We start from the raw sequence: 24,938 nt of genomic DNA, 5'->3' as shown, positions 1-24,938 counted from the left end.
TTTTTACTTATAGGTAAGCTGCCGGATCAGAATCAGGTATTGACCTAAACTGAAAGCTATGCTTCGAGATTGAAATATTCGGGAGCTAAGAAGTTTACTGAAGAATTTCAGGATTTAATGAATAAGAAGATTGCTTACAATAAGCAATCTGTTATTTGGAATGTAGTTTTCAATTCAGAACAGGTTGTCCACACATTCCTTGAAATCACGATAAGCACGGGTCTCTGTGATGTTCTGGGGACCTGTAGCAAATGCTTCAAGCATTGAGCGATAGTACCATTGCTGTTCTTCCCTAGGTGCATTGAACTTGTCCCAGAACCCTTCTCCCTGAATCCCTATATCACTGATAAGGTCTCTGATATTGGCGAGCTTGTCTGCACATGAGAGGAGTTTTATCTCGCTGTTTGCCCTAGCCATATTTCTGATGGTGTATTCCTTTCGTTCTTTCCAGTTTTGTGTCTTGTCACCAGTTGCAGGCTGTCTTAGCTCTTCAGGTTCGGTAACAGCGTCCACGTAATCAGCAACCTGCTGGCCATATTTAACTAATATTGTTGCAATATCAACGTCAGTATCTTCAACGATGTCATGTAGCAATCCTGCTATAACAAGTTCATATGACGCATTTTCTTTGAGAAGGATGGATGCTACATCCATTGGATGTGATATGTATGGAGTACCTGACTTCCTTACACCGCTTTTGTGTTCATCGCTGGCGAACGTAAATGCATCAGCAAGTTCTTGCAGACCCTTCACCTTTTCTTCTTCGTATTTTTCCTTGAGACCATCTAACTGGATCCTGTAGTTTGCCAGTCTCACATGTTCGTAAGCGGTTAGTTCACCATCAATCTCTATCAATATCGTCCTGTATTGGTCACTTGCCCAGATCCTTCTGGACGGTTCCTCGGACAGGAAATCCAGATAGCTGAATCGTTCGGGTGTTTCTATAGGTTCGGAAACATTGATCGTATGGATTGTAATCCCGTTTCCTCTTTTTTCAGTGCTGGTGGAATGATGGCTGATAAGCTCACGTATTTTCATGATGATAACTCCGCATTGATGTGCATACTAACTTTACAGGTCTTTGCCTATATGCTTTGCATTTATTAGTATATCGCCTCTATCAGGAATGTTCAGAAAAGTAGACACCTGCAACTACAAAAACTGCCCCTGTTATTACATAGATATTTGGTAAATTTCCAATTATTATGCTGTCCCCTATAATCGCTACAAATGGAATAAGGTAGAGAGCAGTAGTTGAGGTAGATGATCCAGCAAGATGTATAGCTTTGTTCCAGTAGAAAAATCCCAGTGCTGAACAGAACGCACCAAGATAAATGAGAGCAGCGAGAACTATCAGAAGGTCATTTTGAGTGAATGTCCATATCTTTAGGGTCTGTGCTTCATAGAATACAAATGGAAGGAGAAAGACCATACCTGCTAATGTGAGATCCCGGGAAACAATGAGTAAGTTCCTTGAACTCATACGTTCTATGATAAGGGTATAAAATACCCATGAAAAGACTGACCCAAACATAAGGAAATCCCCCAGAGGATTCAGGTTAAGATTGTATTTCCCATTCAGTATCAGCAGACTTACTCCAAAAAGAGCAATAAATGCACCAAAATATTTTTTTGGGTTTGATAGCCTCTTTCTGATTATATCGACAGTCATAATGAAAAAAATAGGTATAGTAGCACCTATAAGTGATGAATTGGTAGCTGTTGTGAATGTCAGTGCCACATTTTCAAACATGTAGTAACAGGTAATACCAAGAAAACCTGCAAGTACTACATACTTAATCTCATTTTGGGTATAATTTTCTCGTTCCCGGGAAATAGCTAACAGGAGAATGGCCGCAATCAAGAAACGAGCAAATGCAATGATTGCAGGATTGAGATAATCAAGCAACACTTTTGTGGCAATGAAAGAAAAACCCCACATTGCAGCAACTATCAGTAAGTAAAGTATTCCTTTTTTTCGATCATCCATTTTTCTTCATCTTCATGAATCGTCCATATCAGAATTGCATTGGAGATGTTTGCACCTATATAATTGTTTTGTAATATGAATTCATACAGCTTCCATCAAATTAGAATGATATAGAAGATGGGGCGAAGGAAGAAAAGAAAGGAATTCAGAAACATTTGATACATGGGAAGGCTTTTGACATTAAAGAATCACAGAGAAAATGTCGTTATGACATTCCCCCAATATTCCAGTGATTCTCATTTTATTGCCAATTCCTCTATTTTTATTTACTCGGAATTAATCTTCTTCAACAACCATGCCATGTTGGAGGCGAGATTATCCATGGTCTGCATACCCTCAGCGTCATCTTCGACATCGCCGGGGTTCAGACCGATACCAATGTTCCAGTAAGTTGAACCCACGGCGAACATGTTGGTAATGCCGAACAGGTGATTGATGGTATCATAGGCACGTACTGCACCTGCCCTGCGAACTGCTACCACAGCAGCACCGACTTTTCTGGAAAAGAATTGATCATTTGCAATAGACACGAATCCTGCACGGTCTATGAGTGCCTTGGTCTCTGTGTTGACATCTGCAAAGTAAGTAGGTGAACCAATCACTATACCATCAGCTTCCTTCATTTTCGCGATGCATTCATTGATGCCGTCATCATCAAAAATACATTTGCTGTTCTTATTCTCAAAGCATTTCATACATGCTGTACAGCCATGAATCTTCTTTCCGCCAATGGTGATAGTTTCGGTCTCGATGCCTTCTGATTCGAGTTTAGACGTGAGTTCTTTCAACATGGCTGCTGTGTTCCCCTCTTTACGTGGGCTTCCGTTTATAGCGACTACTTTCATTTGCATACCTTCATTGTTTAAACAATACAAATCTAATGAATTGCATTATATGCTTCAAAACACATTTAATATACATATACCTCATACAGACTTACTATATAGTCACTAACAAAAAGTATAGTATAGTGAGATAATGGAGGTTTTGCTGAAATTTACCGAAAACTATGGCCTCAATTTTTATCAAAGAATGCTAAATTAAGATTGTAAACAAATTTGTTTTGTCAACAGTCTTTTTACGCACACGTTTTATCAAAGAATAGATGATGTGACATTAATCACACCTTGTCCAGCCACATGCTGAACAACTTCTACATCCATCAATGCGCCTTATCTCTTCACCACATTCCGGACAAACACCCTTCAATGATGTCTGTACTTTAGTGACTTCTTGAGCAATCCTTGGTTTGTTGATCGTCTTTTCTGTTGTACCGGTAACCGACTCTTTGGTCAATGATCTGATGTAATTGGCCACGATCGAAGGACATGACTTACCATCAGTATCACGGCCTTTACATGCATCACACTGGATCTTACTCCAATGATGCGTAAGGCTTTTGATATTTGCTCTTCCCTGCAATGCAAGTGACACAGTGATCGCAAGTGCAGCAGAATGAGCTTTACATCCACCACCAACAGTGGTCATGAACAGCTCCCAAGGAATTGCATCATTACCATCCCCTATTGGATTCTCGAACGATTTGCAATATAATTCACCACATCCGGTTGTGAACTTTATCCTTCTACCGTTTACAGTTTCCTTTGGATGCAAGTCGATTTCTGTATTGTAATCCAATCTGAAGAGATTTACTCTCTGAAGAAGCTCAGACTTCTCTTCAGGAGATAAACCTTCCATTGCAAAAGCGAGTGTATCAGGATTCATGATATCGATCTGAGTAGGAGCGATATCTTCTTCAATATCAGCTTCTTCAAAATCTGTATCTCCGCATATTTCAAGGAGCTTTATATCGTCCGCATCTGACTCTTTTGCAGCAACGATCACCTGGTCGTCCCTGGAGCCATCACGATAGACTGTAAGACCCTTACATCCGAGTTTCCAGGCCATCATATACAATTCTCCAATTTGCTTAGATGTAGCGTCATACTGGAGATTTATAGTCTTTGAGACGGCGTTGTCAACATACTTCTGGACCGTAGCTTGCATCTTCACATGGTCTTCAGGTGAAACATCGAAAGCTGTGATGAAGTATTCCTTCACATGGTCCGGAACTTCAGTCAGATCTCTCATCTGCAGAGATGGAGTTGTCCTGAGTATTTCCATCAGTCCTTCAGAATAGAAACCTTCTTCCTTCGCCACCTTCTCAAAGAGTGGATGGACTTGAATGAATTCGCTATCAATAATCTTCCTCTTATACACGAAATTGAAGTTAGGCTCAATTCCAAATGATACACCAGCGAATGTTGCAAGTGTACCTGTTGGTGCTATTGTTGTGATCTGACAATTTCTTGGTGTCTTCTGTGATGGAAGGTTTTCTTGCTGGAACTCAGGGAATGTACCGAATTCACGACCAAGCATGTTTGATGTAGCCCATCCAGCGTTATCAATGAACTTCATGACCTTCCCAACCATTTCACGACCCGCATCACTGTCATAGGGTAATTTCATGTACAACAACATGTCTGCAAGTCCCATGACACCTAATCCAATAGGTCTGGTCTTGTGTGCCATATCATGGATCTCAGGTAATGGGAAATGATTCACATCAATAACCTTATCCAGGAATGTGACTGCAATTTCAGTGATCTTCTTGAGACGGTCAAAATCAATTGCATAAAGTCCATCTTCTGTAGGTTTCAGCATATTGACCAGGTTTATTGAACCGAGATTACATACACCGAATGGAATGAAATAGAACTCACCACATGGATTTGATGATTTGATCGCACCGAGATGAGGAACAGGATTAGTGGAATTTACCGTATCAATGAATATCATTCCGGGTTCACCGGATTCCCAGGCATTCTCGCATATGATATCAAATACCTCACGGGCATCCATACGGACTACTTCGCTATTATGAGGATCTACCAGTTCAAAATCATCGCCCTTCTCAACAGCATCCATGAAAACTTCAGATACAGCAACGGACAAATTGAAGTTTGTCATCATCTTGTCATTCTTCTTACAAAGGATGAAGTCAAGAATATCCGGATGGTCCACACGGAGAGTACCCATGTTTGCACCACGTCTCATACCACCCTGTTTGACCTCTTCTGTAGTTGCATTGATGATTTTCATCCAGCTGAGAGGACCGGATGCAACACCATTTGTTGATGATACCGGGGAACCTTTGGGTCTGGTTGAAGAGAAATCAAAACCAGTCCCACCACCGCTTTTATGAACAACAGCGGTGTTTTTGACTGTTCCCATTATTTCAACCAGATCATCCTCAACAGGCAATATGAAACATGCAGAAAGCTGTTGTCTGTCACCTTCTTTACCTGCATTTGCCAATGTAGGAGAATTTGGCAAGAAATCAAGGTTGTACATTACATCAAAGAAGTCATCTGCTAATTCTTTGTCACCATTTGATATTACAAATGCGACTCTTTCACATAGTCCGCTCCAATCCTCCCCTTTATGGTAATACCTTTTACCGAGGATATCTTCAGCAATGGGGCTAAGTTTTTTGCATTGAGTTGTTATTCCCATTTTTTCACCTTACAGTTATAAATAAAATTTTCATCATTTGCATTCCATCAATCAATCTTCAGCTTTGTAGAAATCCTTAATATTCAGACTCTAATGGAAACTCACAATTATTTTAAAAATACCATATGTTGAACAGAGTTACCAGTTTCAGCCTGATTGGTACTTGTTTGAATAAGTATTCCACATAGCATCAAATATAAGTCACCATTCAAATAGTGGCAGAACTCAAATTCTTATTTCTACCCTTCAATCCCTGCTTTTTTGACGCGTTCCAGCCAACCAGCCACAGTGGAAAGATAGCCAGTAACCCTTAACAGCTGATGCACGTTATGATTCATACAATTTGGACATACCGGTTGATCGCACACAGGACAATGCTCAATATTTGCCACGTTTCCCTTTGAACACTTCTTTTGATTATTCACTACCCAAAATAGAACTGAGCAGGGTGTTTCTTTATCTGTTTTCATGGTTTGTTCATCATTGAACTCTTCACACCAGTCCACGCACCTATCGACAAATTTGTTCAATGGCAGTGCAAGCATTTCCTCTAGTGTTATTGGTTTCATTTCCCTTATACCACATCATTTCTGAATCTTTTTTGACATCTTCCGATGCAAGCCGATGCCTAGGTCCCTATAAGCTGAACCTACGGTTATCATATTGGTTACCCCAAAGATATAGTTGATGGAATCATACAAAATACACTTAATGCTCATATATTTCATGCAGACTTTTTATATAGCTACTAACAAAAAGTATACCGCACGCGACAATAGAAACTATGAAAAACTTGCCAACATAAAAAACAACAAAAAATACCACTGTCTTGTAGAAGTAAGACTCTAAGCAGTCAAAAAACAGTCGTGTTTCTTCAAAGACTATCCTTAGATGGCACCTTAACTTAATGGCATCTGAAGGTGTAATCGAAAAAAGTGTTGATCATATTCAGGATAGAGCACCTGTTACAGTAGGCAGTGCTCATTACTCGAATAAAGTTAAACGGACAAATGAAGAGGACATGGGGATTACGGGGAATTTATGATCTAATTAAAGGTTGCAAAGATTTGAATAATCGAATGTAATGTTTTATTCATCCGGCCCAAGAGCACATTGTCTTCCCAAGTATTCACTACCCCAGTCACAAAGTGCTTCAAGTATAGGAGTAACGGTCTTACCAAATTCCGTTAATGAATATTCGACCTTTGGAGGAATCTCCGGATACATCTTGCGGTTTACCAGGCCATCCTCTTCAAGCTCCCTTAGCTGTTTCGTCAGCATCCTTGGGGAAACTCCATGTAGTTTCTGCTGTAGTTTGTTATAGCGTATGACCTCAAGTTCTTTTAGTTGCCAGAGGATCAAAGGTTTCCATTTCCCCCCGATTACATCAAGGGTCGCTTCCACAGGGCAGTGATATTCTTTGTTATTCCTTATGTTGATCAGTTTTTCGTCGTTTCCCATAATCTCACTTAAGTATACTTTTTGTTAGTGACTATATATTAAGTCTGTATGAAGTATATGTGCATTAAGTGTACCTTGATATTATATAAGGCAATTCATTGAATTTATATGGTTTAAAACCAGGAAGATATTAACATGAATTCACAATGAACCCCCTCCTTTTGTGGATTTAAATCCGGGACTCGATATCTTCAATTAAGCGCTGACAACTTTCAATAGAACAGGATGCTTAGTTGTTGTTAATTATAGTTTATATGACAACACTTTGGATTAAAAACTTGCAATCTAGATCACTGGTTTCTCACTGTAAACAATATCCTTAAATACCTGTTTTTGCTTTATTGTTGTCGCAACAACAGTTGTTGCAGCAACACACTTGAAAGAGTAAATCTGGACTCCATACCCCCCGGAGTATTCATCCGGATAACATATCACATCCACACTAACCAACAGGAAGTGTCTCAAATGGTTGAATTAGATCAAACAAGAATAGAGCAGATAGGATACAATGACATACCCGGCGTAGCACTCACTGAATCAAATGTCATTGCAGAATTTATAAAAAAGACAAAGATCCAGGATGTACTTAACTGGAGTCACAAGAATTCATTGTGGTTCGTGTCAAATGCAATGGGTTGTTGTGGTGTTGAGGAGATTGCTGGAAATATGGCTCACTATGGCATGGACCGTTTCGGTATTATCCCGCGTAACTCCCCAAAACATGCTGATGTACTACTCATTACAGGGTATGTAACAAAGAAGTACTTGTCAGCACTGAAAAGAATATGGGATCAGATGCCTTCGCCAAAGTGGGTTATTTGTTATGACGACTGTTCCATCAGTGGTGGTCCTTTTTACGAATCTTACAGCACTGTTCAGAATGTGGATGAAATATTCCCTGTAGATGTCTATGTTCCGAGCTGCCCGCCAAGACCTGAAGCTTTTGTTCAGGCTTTTGTCGAACTTCAAAAAAAGATCGAAGCAAAGAAAGACAAAGGTACGGAGTATTGAGAAATATACTTTCTCTGCAACAGCCATCTTTAAATAACAAGTTTATACACTATTGCCAGAACAACAGTTGTTGCCACAACAGTATACAATAAAGGAGTAAATCATGGAAGACATTCCCCTCGGAGCATTCATCTCAATAACATATCGTAGTCATTTTGTGTGGATAAATAACAAAATGAAAGAAATAGGACTTTCTGCAGGCCAGTTCTTCGTACTCATGGTGCTTTCACATGATCAGGGCATTACACAGGACACACTTGCCTGGAGGCTTCTCATAGACAAAGGAAGTATTGCCCGGGCAGTCAGAATCCTTGAAGACAAAGGATTTATCAGACGTATCACCGATGAAAGTAACCGTCGAGCTGTGCTTATTTATCTCACGGAAACCGGGGAACAGCTCATCCCGAAAGTTCTCAAAATTGATCAGGAACTGGAAGAAACTACATTATCAGGATTTACGGAGGAAGAAAGGACACATGCGAAGGTACTACTCCACAAAATTGCACAGAATTCTTATGAAGCTGCTTATAAAGACGGTGAGAAACGGAAGGAGTTTCCACTTAAAAAAATCTAGTCAACAATAGTTTATACCTCTACCAAATGGAGATTAAAAATAATGAAAAATCAGGCTATAGATAAAAACCCTATTTCAAGCAGTAAATTAGCACTACCTATCCTGCTGGCTGCTTCCATGATCACTCTTATGGGAGGAGCAGCAGTTGCACCTGCACTTCCGAAGATGGGTCAATATTTCAGCAATTTAGAGAATGCAGAATACCTCCTGTCATTTATGGTAACCTTGCCCTCTCTTGCAATCGCTTTGAGTTCCCCGTTCATGGGAATCATTGCAGATAAATACGGTAAAAAGAAATTACTTATAGCTTCCCTTCTCCTTTTCAGTCTGTCAGGAGTTACAGGAGCTTATTTTGACTCTCTTGAATCTATTCTTGCGGGAAGGTTTGTTCTTGGGATAGCGATCGCAGGAATAATGATCTGTGCAACCGCATTGATCACTGATTATTATGCGGATCCTGCAAAAAGACAGAAGATTTATGGAATGCAAGCTGCATCCATGGGTTTTGGTGGTTTGATACTGGAAACCGGAGGTGGAGGACTTGCTGAATTTAGCTGGCGTTATCCATTCTTTATCTATTTGATTGCTTTGCCAATAATGTTCGGTGCATTTTCCTTGCTGGAACCTGCAAAACATCACACACTGGTAAGTAAAAATGAAACAACATACCCAAAAAGTAAATTGAAGATAGGAGCCATAGCATTTGTCTATTTTATAATGTTCATTGCAATGGTACTTATGTTCACTGTACCTTCAAAAGGACCATTCCTCTTTACTGAAAGTGGAATTACTTCCAGTCTCATAGGAGGTATTTTGCTTGGCCTTTTGGGAATGGCCAGTATGGTGGCTGCTCTTTGTCAGGTTCGAATTTCAAAATATCTGGACGAACTGATGAGATGTGCTTTAGGTATTGGGTTTACAGGCCTTGGTTTATTCTTAATGGCAAATGGTAGTATGGCTACTATTGTTGCAGGTGTTGTATTTGCTGGAATAGGAACCGGCGTGATCCAACCGACTTTAATCCATTGGATCGGTCTGCTTTCACCCCAGCATCTGCGTGGAAGGATCTTTGGTGGATTAACCTCGATATTGTTCCTCGCTCAATTTGTATCTCCCATAATCATGCAACCTTTACTCGGGAACGGTATGTCACTTGCCAGCGCGTTTGGATACTTTGGTCTGGCAGGAGTTGCTATGGGGATTATTATACCTGCTGGAAATATAGTATTAAGACAGAGCAAAAATTTTACTCTGGGACCAAATACAGATATTGTTCATCTTGAAAATGCTGTTTATGATGAGGATGAATAATCCTCATTTTACTTTTCAGTATCTTAATGGATTCATTGTCTGGAAATCAAGCAAATCAAGATGAAGTATTGTTTTATTTTGATTGCTTGCTTCATTTTTGCTTTTTTCTCATTATCTGAATTCAATCCGAATATTGAATCATTTCCCTCATCTCCTTCGTGTTTCGATTAAAAAAACCTTCTAACCATATCTTTCAATTATTTCATTGGCTTCAATGCGATTGTGTTCAAGCTCCTGCACCACAAATTTGTTATTTTCTTTTTAGAGATGGATCTCTGATTTCTTACTCTCATCAACATCATTAAATACCAAATAGACATAGTTGCATCGTCAACAGTTGACTGGACAACTAAATTTATATGGAGCAAAATATGGACAATATACCCATCGGAGCATTAATCTCAATTACCTATCGCAGTAATTTTGTGAGGCTTAACACCAGAATGAAAGAACTTGGACTTTCTGGTGGCCAGTTCTCCGTGCTCATGGTACTTTCACATAATCAGGGTGTTACACAGGACACACTTGCCTGGAGACTCCTCTTAGATAAAGGAGGTATTGCCCGTGCAGTCAAGGTTCTTGAAGATAAAGGATTTATCGAACGCATCACCGATGAAAATGACCGTAGAGCTGTACATATTTATCTCACGGAAAGCGGAGAGAGAATCATCCCGGAAGTTATCAGGATCGATCAGGAAATGGAACAAATTATTTTCTCAGGATTTACTGAGAAAGAAAAAACACAGATAAAGGCACTGCTTCTCAAAATGGCACAGAACAGTTACGAAGCTGCTTATGATAAAAATGACAGGAAATGGAAGGAGTTCCCACTGGAAAGCTGCAACAAAGTGCCGAATGTAATATTGAAAAAGGACTGATAAATATGGATACTAAAACCATTGATCTTGGAAATGATAAGATATCAACCATTTTCTGGAAATATGCTATTCCCTCAATAGGTTCAATGTTAATAATGGCAGCTTACTTTGTGGCTGATGGTATCATTGTTGCTAGAGGAGTGGGAAGTACTGCACTGGCGGCTGTAAATTTATCTATACCATTGATGATGGGAACAAATGCAGTAATACTGGCACTTTCTTTGGGTGCATCAATAATTATTTCCATCATGCTGGCCCAGAAAAAATACAGGGAAGCCAGCAACATATTTTCTGTGGTTTTTGCCACAACTACCATAATTGCTGTTCTGTTTTCAGCAACAGGACTGTTTTTCCTTGAAGATATATCCTACGCGATAGGGGCTACTGAAGAGATAAATGGAATGGTACAGACATATCTGTCAGTCATTCTGTATTTCATTATCTTCTTCTGTCTTCAGATCACCTTATCAAATGCCATCAGAAATGACGGAAACCCAAAGCTTGCACTACTCAGCACTCTTGGCGGAAGTATACTGAACATACCGCTTGATGCGTTCTTTGTCTTTGTGCTTCACTGGGGACTCTTTGGAGCAGCGTTAGCCACAGGAATGTCACAATTAGTAGGTGCAGCAGTATTATTCACCCATTTCCTTCGAAAACAGGGACATCTGCGTTTTGTGCTGCCTCATTTCAATTTGCAGATCATATCAAGGATAGTTCACAATGCAATTCCCCTGTTCATTGAAACCATTTCAATAGCAATTTTCTTCGCTACTATGAACATTCTGGCAGCTAAATACTACGGAACTACCGGAGTAGCTGCTTTTGCAATAGTTGGAGCTGTCTCAATGATATCTACAATGTTCTTTGTCGGGATCGGCCAAACAAATCAACCCCTGATAAGTTACAATTTCGGTCATGGGAAACATAGCAGAATACACGATATTGTAAAGTATTCATTAAAAACAACAACTGTACTTAGTATTGCAACAATCGCTATCATTGCGATATTCAGCGAACAGCTCGTTAGCCTGTACGTAAATGTATCTGCAGAATCCGAGCTTGTTTCCTTGACAAGCTTTGCATTAAGACTCTATTCTGTCGGCTATATATTTACAGCGATAAACATAGCGTTGGTAAAATATTTCCAGTCTACCGAAGACCGTAGAACGTCTTTGATACTAACATCCCTGAGGGCTTTTGTTCTTTTAATTCCTGCTGCATTGATAGTTCCAAAAATATTTGGAGATATGGGAATCTGGTTAGTGATACCGTCTGTGGAATTTATGATTGCTATTCTTTCAGGGTATATATATTGGAGATCTTTCTCTGCAAGAGATGTGATGGATCACCAAACTCCACATTTCGATCTTGATGAATGAAGAAAGTAGAGATTACGACTGGTAATTTCTACGCTCAGTAAGGAAAACAATATCAAATATCAGGGATAAGTTTTCGTTAAGAACTTGTCCTATTCAATTTTAACAATAAAGATCATGGTGTGATGAAATGGATGATCCATTGGAATTTTTGAGAAACATTAAATCCGTAGCGCTTGCAACTGTTAACAACAACATACCGGAAGTTCGGATAGTTGATGTGATGCTGCATGAAGACGATAAGCTATACTTTTTGACAGCAAGGGGAAAACCATACTACAAGCAACTAAAAGCTAATCCAGAAATATCCATTGTTGTCATGGATGAGAATTATGTCACTGTAAGAGTTAAAGGAAAAATAGAGTTTGTTGATAGAAGTTTCCTAGATAAGATGTTTGATGCGAATCCGGTCATGAACCACATATATCCGGGAGATACAAGGGAAATTCTGGAAGCATTTTGCCTTCCAAAAGGAGTAGGTGAAGTTTTTGACCTCTCGACAAATACTCCAAAGCGTGAAAGATTCGCATTCGGAGGAAAAACTCCAATTGAACCCGGATACAAAATTACTGACAAATGTATTGCCTGTGGAATATGCAAGGATTCATGCCCGACTGGAGCCATAAACGAAGGAGACATTTACATCATTGAAAGCTCGCTGTGCCTTGAATGTGGTAACTGCTACGAAAAATGTCCTAATTATGCAATTGAAGAACCTCTTGAATTTTAGACAGGAACGGAGTGGGGATAATGGAACAAAATTTGGAACAAAACAAGAACAATGCAATCGCATTCTACAAAATGGCCTATGAAGGGAATCCCAGAAAGGCAACTGAACTCTACGTGGGCAAAGAATACATTCAGCACAATCCATTGGTGGATGATGGAACTGAAGAATTCATCAAGTACTTCGAAAGGATGCAGGCTGAATATCCTGAAAAAAGTATCGAATTTGTAAGGGCGATAGCAGAAAGCAATCTGGTTGCTCTGCACACACATCAAATATGGCCAGATAACGAAGAATATGTTACAATGGACTTTTTCAGATTTGACGATAATGGGAAAATAGTCGAACACTGGGACAGCATACAAATGATCCCGGAAGAATCTGCGAATGAGAATGGCATGTATTAAGATACTAGTGGATGTCAATATGGTTTTTTAGAAAAGGAAAACTCTTGATTTTAGTGAGCCTGCTTATGCTGTTGAAAGACAGGATTCAGAGAAGATCCGGCAGATTAGGGCGATTTCTAGTGGAACTCCTGATTTTGAATGGCACGAAATAGACATGCTGTTCAATAACACAAACCTAAATATCAGAGATTGCAAATTTTCTGCAGTGACGTTATCCCATCTTTTTTCTTGCTTCTTCTACTTCATTCAACAGGTCAACTTTTTGCTTTTTTCTTGCTCCTTCTACTTCATCTACTACCTCAGGATAGTCCACGAATATTGAATAAATGTCAAGGGATGCCACAATGTCCACAATACCTACAGCACCAACAACTTCACCTGTATTAGCTCTGATTGGAGCGACTACAACACACTTTCCTTTATAGACACCCTCTAAAGGTCTCGTTCTGACAATTCTGTTTGTCTTTATGACCTCTTCAAGGATCGGACCAGTGTACCCTCTGTCTACAACCATTCCTTTTTCCATAAGAATTCCCTTGCAATTAACACTGCGAATAGTTGTTGGAATACCACAAAGAGAATGTACTGCCATTGCTATATATTCCATATCATCGGCTGTGGAATCCGCACATAGCTTCATACAAACCCGTTCATTGGATTCTTTATTTGATGCCATTTTCTAATCCCCTTCTTTAAATGTTAGGAAGATCAGTGGAAAGAAAAACTGATCAATGAATTATCAGGTGTATTTTGCTTCAAGATATTATTTTTGAACGTACCCGTTTTTACTTTCTAATTCTTCAAAGTCTTCATCGATCAACAATTAGTAAATTAGTTTTAAATAGGATATGTCTTTGGAACTTAAATTACTAAAAACTATTACTAAACTAAGACAACGAAAAATTGTATTTAATAAAGTTCGGGAAAGGTTGTATATATGGGAATCTCATGGGCTGTGATTTATCAGCCTGTAGACAATAGACGGCGCTAAGGCTGTGACTATAGGCACAAGAAGCCAGATCCTTCCTTTTAATATATTGTAGTCGGTTAGAAGATGTTCCCAGCTATGACCTGCAATGTAATAGCCAAAGAGAAACTCAAAGGCAACAGTCAGAAAAAGCCACATTATTCCAATATACGCATAATCTCTCGGAGTGCCTGTAACACCTGAAAACATGAAGAATACATAGGAAAATGCTATGATAAGTGTGCAGAAAATAACAGTACTGACTTGATGAGCAAGGAGCTCACTAAAAAATTTCCCATAAAAAGAATTCCTGATAATCCCATTGATGATTGCAAAAACCACAAGGATGAACCATGCACCAATTGAATAAATATATATGATTTTCCACGAATTATGACCCCTTTAAGAACATATATCATTTACCATTTGTTATAGTTCCCATGCAACTTAGCAGGACAATATTTGAGTATGCCAATCATCTTGGATCTAAGTTTGATGGTGATATTGGAGTATTGGAAAGAAAACACGTTCATGCTGATTCTATCGTATATATTGGAAAAGAAGCAAACAATATTGATGAACAGGAATTGAATGTTGAGCAAGCTCAGGAGTTCATCAACAAGGATCAAGAGATGCAGAGGATTCTCAACATAACTGTATCTGAAGCTAAGGACATGGGAGTTCCAAAGACTACATTGTGGGATATGCAGAAAAGGATAAATGATACAGGGAATTTGAATTTGAATACTCTAGCTGTGATGAAGTGGATATGGCAAATTTGAAATGAAAGAACGCTCAATCATTTAAACCATATTTCTTTTTAAAGTCATATATTGATACTAAGTGATTTGGAGTAGCAAATTTAGCCATTTTTTCGCTAGTTGATTCATCCTGCATCCCCCACACTGTATTTGAAAAAGTATAACCTAAAAATGACATTATTCCTGAACCTTCTATTCCGCCAGCAACACCACCTATTAAGCCAAGACTAAGTGATATTCCAAACTTAATTTCATCAGACCTCTTTTTAATTATATTGGCATCGTTCCAAACATTATCTAAAATATCAGATATGTTTTTTTCTTTTTCTGGCTCTGTAGAAAACCTACTTCTCATTTTATTTTAGCATAATAATTTAAAAAGGATAAATCCCCTGAGTATTACTTGCGATAGAAACACAAAAGGGGATGATTGTGTTTTGCCTAACAAGTACTTAAAGTTTGTTGATACAGCGCTAGCTGTATCAGGAAACTCACACCTTCAGATTTACAGTTTTAAATATTCTAAAAGAAAATATACTCAGCACCAGCTATTGACATTGGTTTTGTTAAAAGAATATCTTGATGAAGATTATAGAGATATTGTTGAACTTGTAGAAGTGATGGATAAAGTTAAAGCAAGAATTGGATTAAAAAAAGTTCCACATTTTACTACACTGCATAAATTCATTACAAGAATTAAATATATCTACTTCACTGGATTATTGCAGCAAACACTAAAGAGGATTTCGAGAAACTACCATCAATACTCATACAATTTAATAAAATTTAAATAATAGCAAAGCAAATTTACTATTATGGATTCTTTTACTGATTTTGCCTTAAATGAAGAATATAAGCGTCTCCAATCTGTCGGAGATAAGCTTGCTGAAATTGAATATTTAGTAGATTGGAAGCCTTTTCGCCCTATTCTGGAGTCAATGTACATAAACAGAACAGCTTCAGGCGGACGGCCTGAAGCTGATGTTATTGTAATGTTCAAGATGCTTGTTCTGCAACAATGGCATGGTCTTTCTGATGCTGAGCTTGAAAAGCAGTGTATTGACAGGATATCCTTTAGGAAATTCCTGGGATTTCCTGAATATGTACCAGACAGTACAACTGTCTGGTCATTCAGGAAGAGAATTATCGACAATGGTAAAGAAAAAGCGGTGTGGGATGAAATGCAGAATCAGCTTGATGCTCTTGGTTTGAAGATTAAAAAAGGAATGATCCAGGATGCAACTTTTATTCACTCAGATCCAGGACATGCAAAAGCAGATGTACTCAGAGGAAAAGATGCGAAAACAAGAAGAAGCAAAGATGGAACCTGGACTAAGAAAAATGGTAAATCTCACTTTGGATACAAACTTCATACAATTATTGATAAGGATTATGAACTAATCAGAAGATTTGAGACAACAACTGCATCACTTCACGATTCACAGGTTGATCTGTCTGAAAAGGGTGAAGTGGTGTATAGAGATAAAGGATATTTTGGAGCAATAGCAAAAGGTTTTGCAGCAACAATGCAACGAGCTGTAAGAGGACATCCTTTAGGAATAATGGATATCCTCAGAAATGAAAGAATAAGTGTGAAAAGAGTCCCTTGCGAAAGAGTGTATGCAGTGACAAAAGAAATATTTAAAACCAGAAAGGTTCTTGTTACAACTGTAGAAAGAGTGAATGCAAAAATGTTGATGACAGCTTTTTGTTTTAATCTGCATCAATTGAGGACACTAAAAACCAAAGGAGTAATTTAGGATAGCGGGAGCTATACTAAAAATAAGGATTAATGAAGAGAAATTAAACAAAATGATAAAAAATGAGAGGATATAATTGAGTTTGAATACTTTAATGATCTAAAATGAGGGAATATCGAAATCCTCTAAAACTATTCTATTCACGCGGAGAGCAGATAGAGATTACTGCTATTATAGTTATTAACCAAACTTTTAATACTAATTGAGTATAACAATACTGTATGGCTAAACCCGAACAAATTCCGATAAAGCATCATCTTTCATCAGAAGAATTGCTTAAACATATTAAGTCATTAGAGAAAGACACACGAGTTCTACAACGTTTATATTTTGTTAAACATCGTTATGAAGGAGCTTCTGTTAATGAAGCAGCTAAACTTGTAGGGATATCAAAACCCGTTGCATATCAATGGCAAGAGCGGTGGAATCAAGACGGATATGAAGGATTAAAGCCTAGGTTTTCAGGAGGATGTCCTTCCAAACTCACTGATGATCAAAAAGAAAAACTAAGGGACATGTTACATGAAAGAGATGATTGGTCTACAAAAGAAGTTCAGGAACTCATTTATAATGAATTTAAGGTTCAATACACCATTAAGCAAATACTAGTGATCTTGAAGAAGTTTGGCATGCATCATGCCAAACCATATGCGCATGATTATCGAAGACCACAAAATGCAGAAGATTGTTTAAAAAAAACTTACCGTTAATCGATGATGATTGCGTTATCGGATTTCTTGATGAATCATCTCCCCAAACAACATCAAATACGGTTCGTTTATGGTCTTTCAATAAACCTGCCATCTTCAAAAACACAACCAGGATAAAAGCAAACTCCTTCGGTTTTTATGCATTGAATGGTAATTCTGTTATTGATTTCAAAGAACATTCAACCAAGGAGGATGTATGTTCGTTTTTATCAGCTGTTAAAAACAATAACATGGGAGAGAGAATCGTAATTATTCTCGACAATTTTAGATCACATCGAGCAAAATATACAGTGGAATTTGCACAGGCAAATGATATTGAATTGGTCTATTTACCTCCATATTCACCCGACTTGAATCCAATCGAATTCATCTGGAAAAGTGTCAAAAGAATTATTTCTCGCAATTTTGTGAAAGATCTGGATCATATGAAAAATCTGATTGCTGAGGAGTTTATTGATTGTTCATCGAAGATTAGCTTCGCAAGAAAATGGATTGAGACATTTCTGGATAATAAGTTGAAAATGTTAAGTTAATAACTATAATTCAAGTGGGTTTACTAGTGGCCACTGTAGTTACTATTATTCCTGGAGAACAGGAAAGAAACAAAGATCTTTCCTGAAAACAAGTATCTCTATTGATACTGCAAAGTTCATTGTTACTGGTTTCAAGATATCAGATAAGCCTGTGCATGATGCAAAGCATGCAATGAAATTACTGAAGCAATGCCACAAAACTCGTAGATCAAAGTACTATGTAATGGACAAAGGTTATGATTCAGAAGACATACATTCACTAACAAGAGAACAACTAGATTCGATAGCTATGATTCCTTTGAGACAAAGAAAAAGGAAGAGAATCAGAGGCAAATATCGCAGAAAAATGGTATGGGAATTTGACAAAGCATTGTATCATAACAGAAACCTGGTTGAAACGATGTTCTCCGTTCTGAAAAGGAAATATGGGGAAGCGATTAGGGCAAAAAAGTATTGGAATCAAGTGAAAGAAGTCAAATTCAAGATATTAGTCCATAACCTTGACAGGTATGTCAAGGTTATTTTTATTATTCAAATGAGGATTTCTACAGAGCCCTCATATTCTCTTTTTTCAACTTAACGTCAATCCCTCTTGCCCTCCTAGAATATTCCTGAGTCATTCTGAAATTTTTCCATTTGTTAACACGCTTGTTGATCGGAAAAACCATTTTCCATCGCATAGCATAATAATCAACCCTTTTTGATAGACGAGAACTCAACTTATATTTAATCTGCGGTCTTCCCCTCTGGCCTTTCTTTCGAGGAATCTCTTTTTTAGTACAAGATATCCTCGCCTTCTTTTCTTGGCCTGTTCATAATAGCGGGAATAACGATGAAGTATCTTATATACGGCACTTCTTGTCACCTTATGTTTTTTGTGTGGGTTCTGATTTACAAGCTCAGTAAGTTCATCGACGGTCAAGTATTTATTTCCATTATCCCTCATAGTTTGCAATAATAAGAATTTCGCAGCTCCTACAGTACCTCGATAGTAGCAATACTTACATAGAAGATGTTCGGGATATTCTTTATCAGAACCACATGAGGGGCATTCATTTTCCATATTACAACGGCACCCGTTATTTTTTTTACTGCTTAATGCACAGCAGCGATACTGCCCATTGCTTGCAATGGCAGTTGTAGTGAGAGCGCTACGCTTGAGTGGGTGTGAAGGCTCAGACATTGATAATTTGAAGCTTATAAATATCGGTTGTGACTTCATTGAGCTTAAGAGAAGGAACTGCGATGTCTATTACTGGATGGGGAAAAAGAGGGATCTTGTTGCCAGAAGCGAGGGTGGCAAACTCCAGTCCATAGACGTCTCATATACTAATGACATCGACCCAAGGGAAACTGAGGGTCTGCACAAGTTTAGCAAGCTCAATGATGCAGAACTTATTCTCCTGACAGAAGATATTGAAAAGGAAGAAGATGGCATCAGTTTCGTGCCTCTGTGGAAGTGGTTATTGAGGTGATCTATTTTTACGTCATCACTATCTTTTACTATTTCAACAGCAAAGCGCCGCTTGCGGCGTGTTGGTTGCACTGCGTTAAATCGCATTGATTCAAAATCGATCATATTTTAAACAATCCTGCATGAAATTTAAAGTGTAACCATTGACCAGAAGGATGCTGAGGGCTTTGCTCTCATATCGCACTCGATCATCAATGGTTATAAATATAATGATTACAAAAATAATCATTGTGGAATTCTACAACCGGGAGAAAGAACTCTCCCTAATGTCCCTCCTCGACAAAAGCAAACCGTCCTTCCTCGTAATAACCGGCAAAAGAAGGGTCGGGAAGACCGAGCTTATCAAACAGTTCAGCAGGGACAGGAAAGCACTCTACCTGTTTGTGGACAGTAACAAGAGCATAGATATACTCATGGACGAGTTCGACAGGATGCTCAGGGAAGAACTTGAACTACCTGATTACATAAATGTTAAGGAACCTGAGAATTTTCTCAGGTTCATTACATCCTATGACAGGGATATAGTGATAGCCATCGATGAGTTCCAGAGATTCCTTAAGATATATCCTTCCTTTATTACCCAGCTCCAGAGATACTGGGATATGAAGTCTGATGATTGCAAGGTCTTTCTCATCGTATCGGGTTCTTCCATCGGTATGATAAGAAAGATATTCATTGAGGAGAAAGCTCCACTCTTTAAGCGGGCGGACAACATACTGACACTTCGTCCTTTCACGGTTCACGAGACCTTTGCCATGCTTGATGAAATAGAGATCACGGATATGCAGGAAAAACTGGACCTGTATTTCCTTTTTGGAGGAACGATCTACTATTACCGCCTTTTTGAAAAATATCAGTGTACCGGGTTCCTTGATGCACTCGAAAAGCTCGTGTTCAGCGAGTTTGCACCGCTGAAAGATGAGGTAAGGGATATCCTTATCGAAGAATTCGGCAAGGAACACTCTACCTATTATGAGATAATATCGGCTATATCTCAAGGTAAATGTTCCAAAAGCGAAATATCGGAGATGACACACGTATCTTCAAACTCTCTTTCACATTATTTCTATGACCTTGCGGACCTGCTCGGGATAGTTGAGTACAGGATACCCGTTACAGACAGCCCAAAAAAGAGTAAGAGAGGGAGATATTTCCTCAAGGATAATCTCTTCAGGTTCTATGGCCGTTTCATATATTCTGCATTGAGCCAGTACATGGGTGGTAAATATGACCCTATAATGGAAAATGTTCTACAACAGTGGCAGAGCTACACCGGGAAATTATTTGAGGATATGATCCGAGAGCTGATAAGTAGCAGGCTAATTTCCGAATATCCTGAAATTGGAAGCTGGTGGAACAGGAAAGGAGATGAGATAGATATACTGGCAATAAACCGTGAAAAAAGTGAGGTTATGGCAATTGAGATAAAGAATAAGGAGCTTACCAGGGATGAAGCAAGACGCATCCTCAACTCTACTTCAGAGAAAATAGAACTGATTACCGATGTATCTGGCATGAATTTCAATGTAGGGATCGCTGCAAGAAACATAGAGGACAGGAAGTTGCTTGAAGATGAAGGATTTCTTGTATGGGAACTGGAGGATCTCCTGTAAGGTCACATATTTTTTATCATGTTGGAGTAAGAAGACCACCGTTTTCAAACGGTGGATGAATTACGTCCCCTGTTGGAACTACCGTCAATAATCCCATGCAGCCTGAAATGCAGACATTGAAGCTTTGTTGCCTTCTATAAGGTATGGTACTTCATCGATAATAATTACAGGTTTTTCATTGGTCTGCTCTGCAATGAATTTCAATGCAGCATCCCATTTAGTGATCTTTGGCTGGTAAATACCAAGTTGTTCGGATGTCTTTTCAAGAAAGTCCTCTACCTGATGCTCAAGGTCAAGTTTCTGGGACAAATAATAGACAGAAGATTTTCCAGCCATGAATTTCAGCACAAGTTCTGTTTTACCAACACGCCTTCTTCCATATATTACGATCAGTGATGAAGAATCACGGGAATATTCGGATTCAAGAAATTCTAATTATTCGGTGCGATTGATAAATAGACTCATAATCCTAAGTATCAGGAGTCTATATTATATACATTTCTGCTGGTTGATGTAGTACAGTAGATCTTGATACTCAAAAAATAGCAAAAAATCATTTTTCCGACTTATGACTCTGTAGAAATCCTCTAAAATTCAAACAATAGTAGAAGTCAATAAAACTTCTGTATATTTTTCTGAATGGTGATCGTTTTGTCTAATATTAGCTACAGATAGTGATTTCAATAGGCTTTCTACAGAGCCAATTGTTTCAACTTCTATATACTATTTTACAGATTATTGTCTTTTTACAATTTAATGTTTATTCAATTAATCAGTTTAAATAATTTTTAAAGAACAGATATAATGAATAAAATAATAGTTTTGTTCTTTCGAATTAAAATACTTTATAGACTATTGATTAAAGTTCGGTGTTTTACAGTTACCCAGATCCCAAAATACTAGCGCAAGAGGTTTGATTCGAATACAAAAACCTTCAGCAAACCAAGTCCGAAATCTAACATCTCTAATCTGGCTGAGCAAAACCCTCACAAAAGATATAACAATAAATACCAACATTAACCAAAAAAGTAACCACTGATCAAACAATTAACGTAAAAAGAGTTTGGTGCGGGAGGTGTGATTCGAACACACGAACTCCTACGAGACTAGGCCCTCAACCTAGCGCCTTTGGCCTGGCTGGGCAACCCCCGCATAAGATTTGCTGATGGAATTGTCGATTTAAGTGAAAGAACATTCACTAAAGATATACATGTTGAAAAGTTTGGTGCGGGAGGTGTGATTCGAACACACGAACTCCTACGAGACTAGGCCCTCAACCTAGCGCCTTTGGCCTGGCTGGGCAACCCCCGCATCATGAAGGACTACTATAAAGATAAGGAGAGTAAATCTCCTAAACCAAGTCAGAGAGACTCTAAAATCTGCCCCAACTGGCTGGCTTTCTCTTTAATAGTTGTTCCTGCATTTATAATTAACTGTTGAACTGTGTATGAACCATCTGATTCCATAGTGAAAATGAAAGATCTTTCATCTTCGGACACAGTAATGGCATCAATTTCACAAGCTAATTCACATTGTTTACAGAGTATGCATTTCAGATTATCGTCGCCAGTTATTTCTGCACCGTTTGGACCAAGATGAATAATGTCTTGTGGACATTCATCCACACATGCACCACACTGATCACAGTTCTCAAACTTAACGACTGGCATATTCTTGTAGCCACATGCCACACCAGCCTGCCATTTTGCATGATCGTAGCCATAGCCCATATGAGCAATCGCTTCAAGAACTACCTTCTGACCTTCCTTCAGGTCAATGATAGGAATCTTTTGATCAGCAGCCTGAACTGTTTCATCAGATGACACAAGGTCACCTGAATATACCATTTTCGGACCTTCTGCACTGAGAGTCAGAGATACCTTGCATGCAGGGCATTCTGAACCGCAGGTACACTCTTCAACAGGTACGAACTCCCCAATGTCTGTTGTCAAAGGAATAAGGCCAAGCCTTAAAGCTAATTGTTCATCAAAGAGGACTGAAGTATTGTTGTAAATGTTTACATCATCTATAGCAAGAGTTGGTACATCAGAGAGCGATGCTCTCCTTATACCGTTAGCAAGAGCTGCGCTTGCATTAGACAATATAAACTTTGCAGACCTCTCAGACAGCTCAAGTATGTCTACTTCCATTGTCATGAGTTCATATCCATTTATTGTTTTATACCCTTCTTCCGCCCTTTGGACGTGTACCGTCGTGAGGGACAGGAGTTACATCTTGTATTCTACCGATCTTGATACCTGCTCTGGCAAATGCTCTGATAGCAGCCTGTGCTCCCGGACCAGGGCTTCTCTGTTTGTTTCCACCAGGTGCACGCACCTTGATGTGAACGCCTTCAATACCCTTGTCTCTAAGAGTATCTGCAAGCTGGGAAGCCATCTGCATAGCAGTGTATGGTGAGCTTTCATCACGAGCTGCCTTTACAACCATTCCACCAGAGGATTTGGATATAGTTTCAGCACCAGTGATATCAGTCACGGTAATGATAGTGTTATTGAATGAGCATTTTATGTGTGCTACAGCCCATATTCCATTCGCTACCATAACTTACTCCTCCTTTCCTACAACTGCTGAAGCAATCTGTGCTGGCCTTTCAGGATGTGATTCGCCAGTGAGTGGTGAATTGCCATAGTAATCGATATTCATCTCTTCAGTATGAGAGATAAGCATACCAGGAATTGTTACTTTCTGGCCGTCTATTGCAATGTGACCGTGTGTAATAAATTGCCTTGCCTGCCTAGGAGTCCTTGCAAGACCAAGCCTGTATACCTGAGTCTGCAATCTGCGCTCCAGAATTGTTTCAGCTTCAAGTGCAAGAATATCATCAATATTTGCATCAGCTGAAAGGATTGAATATCTCCTAAGTCTGGCGAGAATCTGGCCTGATTCAGTCTTAAGATGACCTGTGAGTTCTGTTTCCGCAGATTCTGCAAGAATTCTACGGGCATCTCCCCTATACTTTCTAAGAATACTGACTGCCTTCCAAAGTTCCTTTTTGTTACGGAGACCGTACTTTTTAAGGAGTTCTACTTCAGTTGCCATCCTGGCTGCCTGCCAAGGATGTTGAGGAGTATCGTAACTCTTTCTACTTTTACCTGGATATCCCATGAGATCACCTTATTTACTTCTTCTTGCTTACGCCAATGGTTGAGCCACGCCTTCCTGTGGACTTTGTTCTCTGACCTCTGACCTTAAGACCTCTTTCGTGCCTCAGACCACGGTATGCTCTGACCTTCTTCAAGTTGTTTATGTCTTCTCTAAAGGTCATCATTATGTCCTGGCCCAAATGGTGTTTGTTTTCACCTGAGAGTGGGTCTGCACATCTGTTAAGCATCCAGGTTGGGATGTTCTTTTCGAAATCAGCGATAGCTTCATCGAGCTTTGCAACGTCTTCGTCAGGAAGATAACCGATAGTTTCTTTCGGATTAACTCCTGTGCTTTCGACTATAATCTTTGAGGTTCTAAGCCCAATGCCGCGAATACCTGTCAGCGCATACATTACAGGCTGACTACCCTGAAGGTCAGTATTCATGATACGGACTAAATGTCTTATTTCTTCATCTGCCATTATTTTTTCCTCCTTAGGGACGTAAATCGTCCTGTAGCCTCGAAACAAAGTTTCGACACACCCTGTAAAGGGCTAGGCAATTCTAAAGATTAATAGAATAATTTACCCGCATATACTATTGCTCTTATTTGCACAATCCATGCAACAGAAAATAGCAATACAAGTGAACACATCCTATAGACTAATTATATAAATACTTTCCTGTGAAGTGAATTTGAAGATCATGCGTGAAATCCCACATTATGCCCCCTTAATCAATGCAAATACCTGTTTCAAGTAA

25 protein-coding genes, 2 tRNA genes and 5 pseudogenes are annotated in these 24,938 nt (G+C 38.9%); 15 read left to right on the top strand and 17 right to left on the bottom strand.

The features are described from left to right. Window positions 1–174: 174 nt before the first annotated feature. The 5 genes from WN948_RS11475 to WN948_RS11455 form a co-directional block, all read right to left on the bottom strand. Entirely contained in the window at window positions 175–1,038 is an 864-nt protein-coding gene (locus tag WN948_RS11475; protein ID WP_342304338.1) for an HD domain-containing protein, read from the bottom strand. Between the two features lie 82 nt (window positions 1,039–1,120). Then, window positions 1,121–1,990, bottom strand: coding sequence for a DMT family transporter (locus tag WN948_RS11470; RefSeq protein ID WP_342304337.1), 870 nt, complete (start codon window positions 1,988–1,990; stop codon window positions 1,121–1,123). 266 nt (window positions 1,991–2,256) lie between these two features. Then, window positions 2,257–2,835, bottom strand: a complete 579-nt coding sequence (locus WN948_RS11465) for a flavodoxin family protein (protein WP_342304336.1) — start codon at window positions 2,833–2,835, stop codon at window positions 2,257–2,259. A 271-nt stretch (window positions 2,836–3,106) separates the two neighbouring features. Then, window positions 3,107–5,506 carry an adenosylcobalamin-dependent ribonucleoside-diphosphate reductase gene (locus tag WN948_RS11460; RefSeq protein WP_342304335.1) on the bottom strand — a complete coding sequence of 800 codons (2,400 nt, stop codon included), beginning with the start codon at window positions 5,504–5,506 and terminating at the stop codon, window positions 3,107–3,109. A gap of 239 nt (window positions 5,507–5,745) precedes the next feature. Then, on the bottom strand, window positions 5,746–6,075 hold the full coding sequence (locus WN948_RS11455) for a hypothetical protein (RefSeq protein ID WP_342304334.1): 330 nt from the start codon (window positions 6,073–6,075) through the stop codon (window positions 5,746–5,748). A 293-nt stretch (window positions 6,076–6,368) separates the two neighbouring features. Between WN948_RS11455 and WN948_RS11450 the strand changes: the two are divergent. Beyond that, window positions 6,369–6,551 (top strand): annotated as a pseudogene (locus WN948_RS11450) (integrase); the annotation flags it as partial. Between the two features lie 44 nt (window positions 6,552–6,595). Here the strand turns inward: WN948_RS11450 and WN948_RS11445 are convergent. Beyond that, window positions 6,596–6,967 carry a helix-turn-helix domain-containing protein gene (locus tag WN948_RS11445; protein ID WP_342304333.1) on the bottom strand — a complete coding sequence of 124 codons (372 nt, stop codon included), beginning with the start codon at window positions 6,965–6,967 and terminating at the stop codon, window positions 6,596–6,598. A 465-nt stretch (window positions 6,968–7,432) separates the two neighbouring features. Here WN948_RS11445 and WN948_RS11440 point away from each other — a divergent pair, with 465 nt between their 5' ends. The 7 genes from WN948_RS11440 (at window position 7,433) to WN948_RS11410 (ending at window position 13,254) form a co-directional block, all read left to right on the top strand. Then, window positions 7,433–7,978 (top strand): NADH-quinone oxidoreductase subunit B, encoded by a 546-nt coding sequence (locus WN948_RS11440; RefSeq protein ID WP_342304332.1) that lies wholly within the window; start codon window positions 7,433–7,435, stop codon window positions 7,976–7,978. A 103-nt stretch (window positions 7,979–8,081) separates the two neighbouring features. Then, the gene (locus WN948_RS11435; RefSeq protein ID WP_342304331.1) at window positions 8,082–8,552 is read left to right on the top strand and encodes a MarR family transcriptional regulator; all 471 of its coding nucleotides are present in this window, start codon (window positions 8,082–8,084) and stop codon (window positions 8,550–8,552) included. 42 nt (window positions 8,553–8,594) lie between these two features. After that, window positions 8,595–9,863 carry an MFS transporter gene (locus WN948_RS11430; protein WP_342304330.1) on the top strand — a complete coding sequence of 423 codons (1,269 nt, stop codon included), beginning with the start codon at window positions 8,595–8,597 and terminating at the stop codon, window positions 9,861–9,863. A 371-nt stretch (window positions 9,864–10,234) separates the two neighbouring features. Then, window positions 10,235–10,741: a MarR family transcriptional regulator gene (locus tag WN948_RS11425; RefSeq protein WP_342304329.1), complete on the top strand. Its 507-nt coding sequence runs from the start codon at window positions 10,235–10,237 to the stop codon at window positions 10,739–10,741. Then, complete coding sequence (locus WN948_RS11420) at window positions 10,678–12,123, top strand: MATE family efflux transporter (RefSeq protein ID WP_342304328.1); 1,446 nt, start codon at window positions 10,678–10,680, stop codon at window positions 12,121–12,123. The genes WN948_RS11425 and WN948_RS11420 overlap by 64 nt, the downstream gene beginning before the upstream one ends. Before the next feature lie 127 nt (window positions 12,124–12,250). Beyond that, window positions 12,251–12,850, top strand: coding sequence for a 4Fe-4S binding protein (locus WN948_RS11415; RefSeq protein WP_342304327.1), 600 nt, complete (start codon window positions 12,251–12,253; stop codon window positions 12,848–12,850). A 20-nt stretch (window positions 12,851–12,870) separates the two neighbouring features. Beyond that, complete coding sequence (locus WN948_RS11410) at window positions 12,871–13,254, top strand: nuclear transport factor 2 family protein (protein WP_342304326.1); 384 nt, start codon at window positions 12,871–12,873, stop codon at window positions 13,252–13,254. Between the two features lie 211 nt (window positions 13,255–13,465). Here the strand turns inward: WN948_RS11410 and WN948_RS11405 are convergent, their stop codons facing one another. Continuing rightward, window positions 13,466–13,930 carry a DUF2111 domain-containing protein gene (locus WN948_RS11405; protein ID WP_342304325.1) on the bottom strand — a complete coding sequence of 155 codons (465 nt, stop codon included), beginning with the start codon at window positions 13,928–13,930 and terminating at the stop codon, window positions 13,466–13,468. Between the two features lie 270 nt (window positions 13,931–14,200). Continuing rightward, the gene (locus tag WN948_RS11400; RefSeq protein WP_342304324.1) at window positions 14,201–14,563 is read right to left on the bottom strand and encodes a hypothetical protein; all 363 of its coding nucleotides are present in this window, start codon (window positions 14,561–14,563) and stop codon (window positions 14,201–14,203) included. Window positions 14,564–14,661: 98 nt separating this feature from the next. Between WN948_RS11400 and WN948_RS11395 the strand changes: the two genes are divergently transcribed. Beyond that, window positions 14,662–15,003, top strand: coding sequence for a hypothetical protein (locus WN948_RS11395; RefSeq protein WP_342304323.1), 342 nt, complete (start codon window positions 14,662–14,664; stop codon window positions 15,001–15,003). A gap of 13 nt (window positions 15,004–15,016) precedes the next feature. Here the strand turns inward: WN948_RS11395 and WN948_RS11390 are convergent, their stop codons facing one another. After that, the gene (locus tag WN948_RS11390; protein ID WP_342304322.1) at window positions 15,017–15,337 is read right to left on the bottom strand and encodes a hypothetical protein; all 321 of its coding nucleotides are present in this window, start codon (window positions 15,335–15,337) and stop codon (window positions 15,017–15,019) included. Window positions 15,338–15,419: 82 nt separating this feature from the next. Here WN948_RS11390 and WN948_RS11385 point away from each other — a divergent pair. The 4 genes and pseudogenes from WN948_RS11385 to WN948_RS11370 all read left to right on the top strand — a co-directional run. Next, a pseudogene (locus WN948_RS11385) lies at window positions 15,420–15,683 on the top strand (IS5/IS1182 family transposase); the annotation flags it as partial. 114 nt (window positions 15,684–15,797) lie between these two features. Then, window positions 15,798–16,742 carry an IS5 family transposase gene (locus WN948_RS11380; RefSeq protein WP_342303665.1) on the top strand — a complete coding sequence of 315 codons (945 nt, stop codon included), beginning with the start codon at window positions 15,798–15,800 and terminating at the stop codon, window positions 16,740–16,742. A 221-nt stretch (window positions 16,743–16,963) separates the two neighbouring features. Next, a pseudogene (locus WN948_RS11375) lies at window positions 16,964–17,985 on the top strand (IS630 family transposase). 7 nt (window positions 17,986–17,992) lie between these two features. Then, window positions 17,993–18,565: pseudogene (locus WN948_RS11370) on the top strand (IS5 family transposase); the annotation flags it as partial. Between the two features lie 135 nt (window positions 18,566–18,700). Here WN948_RS11370 and WN948_RS11365 read toward each other — a convergent pair. Next, entirely contained in the window at window positions 18,701–19,048 is a 348-nt protein-coding gene (locus WN948_RS11365) for a hypothetical protein (RefSeq protein ID WP_342304321.1), read from the bottom strand. Between the two features lie 94 nt (window positions 19,049–19,142). Here WN948_RS11365 and WN948_RS11360 point away from each other — a divergent pair, with 94 nt between their 5' ends. Then, complete coding sequence (locus WN948_RS11360) at window positions 19,143–19,460, top strand: hypothetical protein (protein ID WP_342304320.1); 318 nt, start codon at window positions 19,143–19,145, stop codon at window positions 19,458–19,460. A gap of 208 nt (window positions 19,461–19,668) precedes the next feature. Continuing rightward, window positions 19,669–21,072: an ATP-binding protein gene (locus WN948_RS11355; protein ID WP_342304319.1), complete on the top strand. Its 1,404-nt coding sequence runs from the start codon at window positions 19,669–19,671 to the stop codon at window positions 21,070–21,072. Window positions 21,073–21,156: 84 nt separating this feature from the next. On the opposite strand, the pseudogene WN948_RS11350 reads toward WN948_RS11355, so the two are convergent. The 7 genes and pseudogenes from WN948_RS11350 to WN948_RS11320 form a co-directional block, all read right to left on the bottom strand. Further along, window positions 21,157–21,495: pseudogene (locus WN948_RS11350) on the bottom strand (ATP-binding protein); the annotation flags it as partial. A gap of 641 nt (window positions 21,496–22,136) precedes the next feature. After that, window positions 22,137–22,224: transfer RNA gene (locus WN948_RS11345), tRNA-Leu, on the bottom strand. Between the two features lie 71 nt (window positions 22,225–22,295). After that, window positions 22,296–22,383: transfer RNA gene (locus tag WN948_RS11340), tRNA-Leu, on the bottom strand. 50 nt (window positions 22,384–22,433) lie between these two features. Continuing rightward, a complete protein-coding gene (locus tag WN948_RS11335; protein ID WP_342304318.1) occupies window positions 22,434–23,228 on the bottom strand; it encodes a DNA-directed RNA polymerase subunit D in 795 nt (264 codons plus the stop codon). Window positions 23,229–23,250: 22 nt separating this feature from the next. Beyond that, window positions 23,251–23,634 (bottom strand): 30S ribosomal protein S11, encoded by a 384-nt coding sequence (locus WN948_RS11330; RefSeq protein WP_342304317.1) that lies wholly within the window; start codon window positions 23,632–23,634, stop codon window positions 23,251–23,253. A 3-nt stretch (window positions 23,635–23,637) separates the two neighbouring features. Further along, window positions 23,638–24,198 (bottom strand): 30S ribosomal protein S4, encoded by a 561-nt coding sequence (locus WN948_RS11325; protein WP_342304316.1) that lies wholly within the window; start codon window positions 24,196–24,198, stop codon window positions 23,638–23,640. Between the two features lie 13 nt (window positions 24,199–24,211). After that, a complete protein-coding gene (locus tag WN948_RS11320) occupies window positions 24,212–24,658 on the bottom strand; it encodes a 30S ribosomal protein S13 (RefSeq protein ID WP_342304315.1) in 447 nt (148 codons plus the stop codon). Between the last annotated feature and the right edge of the window lie 280 nt (window positions 24,659–24,938).

This window comes from Methanolobus sp. ZRKC5 (assembly GCF_038446525.1).
Taxonomy (GTDB): Archaea; Halobacteriota; Methanosarcinia; order Methanosarcinales; family Methanosarcinaceae; genus Methanolobus.
This window is presented reverse-complemented; position numbering and strand designations above follow the sequence as displayed.